At 66.5% G+C, this 6,093-nt stretch carries 4 protein-coding genes and 3 pseudogenes; 1 reads left to right on the top strand and 6 read right to left on the bottom strand.

Annotated elements, in window-relative coordinates:
- Positions 1-408 precede the first annotated feature (408 nt).
- Complete coding sequence (locus LL648_RS44795; RefSeq protein WP_255687622.1) at positions 409-531, top strand: hypothetical protein; 123 nt, start codon at positions 409-411, stop codon at positions 529-531.
- Between the two features lie 109 nt (positions 532-640).
- Here LL648_RS44795 and LL648_RS43480 read toward each other — a convergent pair.
- The 6 genes and pseudogenes from LL648_RS43480 to LL648_RS45995 form a co-directional block, all read right to left on the bottom strand.
- Positions 641-1,380, bottom strand: a pseudogene (locus LL648_RS43480) (acyl-CoA desaturase); the annotation flags it as partial.
- Positions 1,381-1,590: 210 nt separating this feature from the next.
- Positions 1,591-2,364, bottom strand: a complete 774-nt coding sequence (locus tag LL648_RS43485) for a GAF and ANTAR domain-containing protein (RefSeq protein ID WP_232668850.1) — start codon at positions 2,362-2,364, stop codon at positions 1,591-1,593.
- 111 nt (positions 2,365-2,475) lie between these two features.
- Positions 2,476-3,192 carry a GAF and ANTAR domain-containing protein gene (locus LL648_RS43490; RefSeq protein WP_232668851.1) on the bottom strand — a complete coding sequence of 239 codons (717 nt, stop codon included), beginning with the start codon at positions 3,190-3,192 and terminating at the stop codon, positions 2,476-2,478.
- Between the two features lie 336 nt (positions 3,193-3,528).
- Positions 3,529-4,816, bottom strand: a pseudogene (locus LL648_RS43495) (IS256 family transposase).
- A gap of 238 nt (positions 4,817-5,054) precedes the next feature.
- A pseudogene (locus LL648_RS46020) lies at positions 5,055-5,361 on the bottom strand (transposase); the annotation flags it as partial.
- A gap of 137 nt (positions 5,362-5,498) precedes the next feature.
- Positions 5,499-5,789, bottom strand: a complete 291-nt coding sequence (locus LL648_RS45995) for a cold shock domain-containing protein (RefSeq protein ID WP_374112227.1) — start codon at positions 5,787-5,789, stop codon at positions 5,499-5,501.
- Between the last annotated feature and the right edge of the window lie 304 nt (positions 5,790-6,093).

Below are 6,093 nucleotides of genomic sequence, written 5' to 3' on the forward strand. Positions count from 1 at the left end.
GACCGGGCCGCTGACCAGCACGGGACCGTCGTCGGTGAGGGTGACGCGACGTGGACGTTGCACGCACCAGGATGCCCCGACGAGTGCTCGGAGCAAGCCGTCGCTGCGGCCGATACTGGCGTGCTGTCGAAGCGGTTGCGGTCGTCGGGCCGCGGGTACACGGAGTCCCCTCGATGAAGGAAGTGCAGTAATGGTCAACGACGACCGACACGACACGGCAGACGCGGAGCAGCCGCAAGTACCCGTTCCGCCCTACGACGATCTGCGTGGTGACCCGGGTGAGAACACTGCACCCACAAGGCTTTCGACACGTCCAACGCGCCCGAGCCCGGTCCGGAAACATCGACGACGGACGAGGAGCGCAGCGGTGTCTCGTCGACCGACACCGAACCCGAGCCCGCGCTCGGTGTGGGCGAGAGCCGCGGCGGGCGGGCGGAGGACATCGCCCCGGACCGCGACGACGTCGAAACGAAGGGCGCGGGCCGCCCGGTCGGGCAGACCGACGAGGACTCCGAAGGCGTCGGCCGCTAGACGCGTCGAGAACGACGTTGCTGCTGTTTCCGGCCTATATTTCGACAGCAACGGCGTTCTTGACGGATCCTGACCGCACCTGCGCAGCGGTGACGATCTGGGGTGACGGTCAGCTGGGTGCCGCGAGGCGGGCGAGCCGTCCCGGGGTCGCCCACCGCACGTCGTATACCCAGCCCGGCCTCTCCAGGCCCCGATGACGCGCGCGGCCATGTCGAGCTGTCCGCGTACCCCGTGCCGGGCGCACGTGGGATCAGCGTGAGGGATGTGCAAGGACTCGCCCATCGACAGGATCGTGAGCGGCCAAAAGTTGGCGGCCTTGATCTGCGCGGCGAACGGGCGCTCGCCGATCATGTGCCAGATCGAGTTGATGGACCAGGTGACATGGTGCAGCACGGCGACGCGCACCAGGCTCGCCCAGAAGAACGCGGTCAGCGAGCCCACCAGGACATCGTGATCAGGCCCGGATCACGGCCGGGCTGAACAGGCTCAACACGGTCCACAGCGGGAATAGGCGGCTGATCCTAGTGATGTCGAGGTCGGCGAGCAGGTCCGGGGCGAAGCGGGCGGCGTTGGTGCGATCGCGGCCGAACATCCAGTCCTCGTGTGCGTGGGCGAAGCCCTTGGCCAGCGCGGTCGGACCGGTGTCGTGGAGCCACGGGGAGTTCGGGTCGCCCTCCTTGTCCGGCGAAGGCGTGGTGGCGGCGGTGGTCGAGCCACCCAGGTTGTGACAGCGCCTTGTGCAGCGAGGCTTCCGGCGATGGCCGGCCCGTTGCGCAGGTCGCGGCGCGCATTCGACGCGCGGTGGGTGAAATGGCAGTGGTACCCGACGGTCACCCCGAAGCCGGACAGGCGAACTGCTCTCCTCAGACTGTGCAGGGCATCTGCGGCCCGAGGTCCTGGGCCCGATCGCGGTGCCGCGCCGTCGCCCCGCTACGGCGATCGAACAGGCGCTGCCGCCTCCGCATACCCGACCGTGCAGATCAGAAATCACGGCCGGGGGGCAACGCGGGACGGCGGCCGAGGATTCGTCCGACTGTCGCGCTCGGGTGTCGTGGCTCCCTATCGACCGCCGCTGCCGGCGTGGGGGAGGTGTTCCCGTGGAGATGCGGTCAGCTCGCGCGGGTCGGTGTCCCCTGCGACGATGCGCCGGGCTAGTTCGGACAAGCGGACATTGTTGCTGCGGGCGAAGCTGCGCAGACGGTCGAACGCGGCGTTCATGTCCACTCCGGCGTGCTGGGCGATGACACCTTTGGCTTGTTCGATGATCACCCTGCTGGTGAGGGCGGTCTGCAGTTGCTCGTTGAGCACCTCGCCGCGGCGGATGGCGCGCTCGGACAGGATGCCGATGGTGGCGACGTCGGCCAGCGCCTGCCCCAGCGCGAGGTCGGCCTCAGGCAGTGCGCCGGGTGCGCGGTGGAACAGGTTCAACACGCCGATGGCCTTGCTGCGCAGCCGCAGCGGGATCGCGTGCACCGACGAGAACAGGCCCGTCTCCGCGACCGCCGCGACGAACTGGGGCCAGCGATCCGCCACCGCCGACAGGTCGGGGACCCGGACCTGGCTGACGGTGCGGTACGAGTCCAGGCATGGTCCCTCGTCGGATTGCAGTTGGAGCAGTTCCATGGTCTGGGCGTCCTCGCTGGAGGCAGCCACGATCCGCAGCTCGCGCCGGGCGTCACCGAGCATGAGCCCGGCGGCGTCGGCCGCCAGCAGTGCCACGCAGTGCCCGACCAGCTGGTCGAGCAGGTCGATGATGTCGTAGTCGTCGACCAGGGTGTCGGCCAGCGCGACGAACGCCGCACTCACCTGCTGCTCACGATTCAGATGATCCACTGCAGCCTCCTGTCTCCTCGCCCACCCGCGTCATGGTCTTGTCCCCACCATCTTTTCGGCTCGGCTCGGCTCGGCCCGCGCCGCAGTTCGTCCATCGCCGGTTCGTCATTGCTATGGCATGTCCTCGGTGAACACCAGCCGCCGGGCGACAACGTCCCTGGCGACGTCGATCAACAACCGCTGCTTGACGAACGCGTACCCACGCAACCGGGCCAACGCGTCGGTGGCACTGACGCCGAGCTGCACCAAGACCATGCCTGTCGCTTGATGGACCTCCGCGCGATGGCCTATCACATGGTCCAGCCACCCGTCGCAGTCCCCGTCGGGCTCCGTCCGTTGGCCAAGCATCATCAACGCTGCGGTATCGGTCGCGGCCAGCGCATCCCGCCATTGCACCTCGCTCAGCCCGCCCGGCGAGGTCCTGTACAGATCCAGCACCCCGAGGTTCACCGCACCCCACTGCAGCGGCAGCGCGAACAGTGCCCGCACGGGTGTCTGCTCGGCGACCGCTGCCGCGAACAGCGGCCACCGAACCACTTCGGTCCGGTGATGCAGATCCGGCACCAGGACCGGGTGCCCGCTGAGGGCGGCCTCCACGCAGGCGCCCTCGTTGAGGGTGAACTGGAGCTCTTCCAGCTGCTCGGCGACGGGGTCGGTGGCCCACAACGTCAACCTCGAGGTCCGCGCGGTCAGCAACGACACCGACGCCCCGTCGACATCCAGGCCGTCCACGCAGGCCGTGCAGATCAGCTCGGCAAGCCGACGGTCATCGACGCCGGTGCGCACGATGCCCAGCAGGGCACGGGTCACCGTGCCGCGCTCAGCCATCGAGACCGCCCGAGCTCGGCCAGTTGAGCGTCAGGCTTTCGCGGGCGGCCGCGACAGCCTGTGGCGTCATGATCGGACTCCGTCCCTCGGCAACGACCCAGCAGTATCGCTAGCGGGCAACGACGGGGACTCGATCGGCACCGGCGGTTTGTCAAGACTACCCGAGACGTTCCGGCGCGGCTGCCTGACGCGCTCCGCACGTTGGTGCGTGGCGTCGCGGTTGGGGATCTGCGCCGAGTGGCCATTCGAGCCTCGAACCTGGGGGATTTCGTCCACGTCGTGCAGTCGGCGCATTCGCTACCCAATGGTAACTCGGAATACGCCTTCGACTTCGTGTTACTGGCCTGCACGGGTTGTGCAATGGTATTTCTCGACGCGGGACGTTGACGATGCGCAACACGGAACCCTCCGGCGCAGATGAATTGGTTGGGGCTGTCTGGTTCGTACGCGGTGCCACCGCCACCGCCACCGTCCCCGGCGGGTATGTGCACCGGCATCGCGGTGTGCATTTCCGAGAGACGGGGATCGACATGCCCCTGCTCTGGCGCGGACGCGTTTGTCTTCGATGTCGCGGATCGCCAGCCACAACAGCTTGATCGCGGCGTCGTCGGACGGGAACTGGCCACGGTTTTTGATGATCTTCCGTAGCTGGTAGTTCAAGGACTCGATCGCGTTCGTAGTGTAGATGATCTTGCGGAGCTCCGGAGGGAACGCCAGGAACGGGATGAACCGTTCCCACGCGTTCTCCCAGGTCGCGCCCGCGGCCGGGTAACTCTTGCCCCAGGTCGAAGCGGCGAACGCATCCAACTCCAGGCGAGCAGCCTCGTCGGTCGGGGCGGTGTAGATCGGGCGCAACGCCGCAGCGAACTTCTTGCGGTCGGCGTAGGAGACGAACCGCATCGCCGCGCGCAGCAGATGCACCGTGCAGGTCTGCACGATCGAATGCGGCCAGCCTGATCCTCAGGTCGCCTCGATCGCTTCGGGGAACCCGGTCAGCCCGTCGCAGCACACGATCAGCACGTCACGGACCCCGCGGTTACGCAGCTCAGCGCATACCCCGGCCCAGAACTTTGCGCCCTCGGTGGCCTGGACCCAGATCCGGATCACGCTTTTGACTCCGTCGAGATCGACACCGACGGCGATGTGAGCGGCCCGGATGCGGACCTGGTGTCCATCCCGGACTTTGATCACCAGCGCATCGAGGTAGGCGATGGGGTATAGCTCCTCCAATGGCCGGGACTGCCACGCCTTGAGCTCGTCCAACACTGAGTCGGTGATCTTGGAGATGGTGTCGTGAGACAGCTCGGTGCCGATAGTGCGCATCCAGATGCGCACTGATGTCGCGCACGGTCATCCCACCCGCATATAGCGAAATGATCATCTCGTCCAGGCTGCCCACGCGCCGTGAGTCCTTCGGGACCAGTCGCGGCTCGAACGAGCCTGCCCGATCCCGATCCCGATCCCGATCCCGATCCCGCTCCCGTGGCACGTCTAACGCCACGTCGCCGACCTCGGTCGCCACTGTCTTCGGGGTCGTGCCGTTGCGTGAGTTCGACGTTCCGCGTCCGGCCGGGTCGCCGCGTTCGTAGCCCAGGTGCACGGGTCTGCTCGGCGGCCAGGCCACGTTCGAGCACCGCTTTGATCATCTCCGGGAGGAACCCGCCGTCACCGGCCAGTGCGAGCCCGCCAGCGTTGACCTGGGCTATGACTCGGTCCAGCAACCCGGCCTCGATCATCGAGTTTCACCGCGTCGCGAGCGGTGAGCGGGCCATCCGAGCCAGAACCGAGTGGATGCTCGTCTGTCATGGTCATCTGTGTGCTCCTCAACTCAAGAGGATCTTGTTAGACGATCTGACAGGCCCCTGGTTGAGCAACCGCCAGCACGTCGAGTCCGACGCCACCTTCCCGAACGCCGCGGCCTGGTCTGTCAGCACCGCGATCTCGCAGCTCCGGGTCGCACCATCAGCGACCGCGACTGCCAGATCAACCAACACTCGCCCCGGATCGTGACGTGCCCGCGGGCGCCGCACCGGTGCCACCGTGGTCGAGAGTTCGTGGGTCAACGTGGCCCTGTCGGCGACATCAGCCAGCAGATGCGACCCGACATGCGACATCACCCCGCCCCGTCGGCGGTCAAGGCAATCGGTGGCGCGTGCTTGTAGTTTGCACTCGGAAAGTGCCTCCTCGATCAAGGCTAACAGGGACTCGACACCCACTGTCTTACCTGGCCACGAGACACTTTCTTCTTCCGGGGCCCGATCACCGCCACGCTCATGAACGGCCGGGGCTAGCGCTACACCGCCCGGTTATGATTCCCGGTCTGCGCAGTCGGTATTCTCAACCATCCTTGTGTAGTTCGGCTGATGCTGCGGGGCTCGAGACGCGTAATGACACCCGCAGCGGAATCCGCCAGAGTCGATCTCGGAGTAGGGCATGAACACGTCCGTATCTCCGCCGACGATCGAGATGAAGTCAAAGCCCTTCTCGCCGTTGCGCCAATTCACGGTGCCCTGCCCATCCCTCTCTGTTCCTCGCAGGAGCTGGACGTTCGCGTGCTGCGCGGGGTCTGGCTGACCTGAGCACCGCCGCGATTCCACCTCACATGGTGCATTTGAGCCCAGTGCTCACTTGTTTCTAAGGGTGCGGCGAGCACGAATATCGAACCGAACCAATTTCAATTTGCGGAACAGTCGAAAGGAATTGTGCGAATTCTGCTCGTGTTCGGCGCCACATTAGAACGACATTGCGACGGCCCGGTGCGGGCCACCCATCCGTCTCGAACCGGTTGCATCACCGGCGATGCCGTCCCACGCTCGGCGAAAAGGCCACCCATACCGCACGGGACGTCGACACCAGAGCGACCGGAAGGCCCGCCTCGCGGCGGACGACGTCGTAGACGAT

It is taken from the genome of Pseudonocardia sp. TRM90224 (assembly GCF_021245725.1).
Classification (GTDB): Bacteria; Actinomycetota; Actinomycetes; order Mycobacteriales; family Pseudonocardiaceae; genus Pseudonocardia.

Bases quoted from the DNA above. Each gene is read 5' to 3' on its own strand.
- LL648_RS43490 (WP_232668851.1), bottom strand. From the start codon at position 3,192: ATGGCTGAGCGCGGCACGGTGACCCGTGCCCTGCTGGGCATCGTGCGC.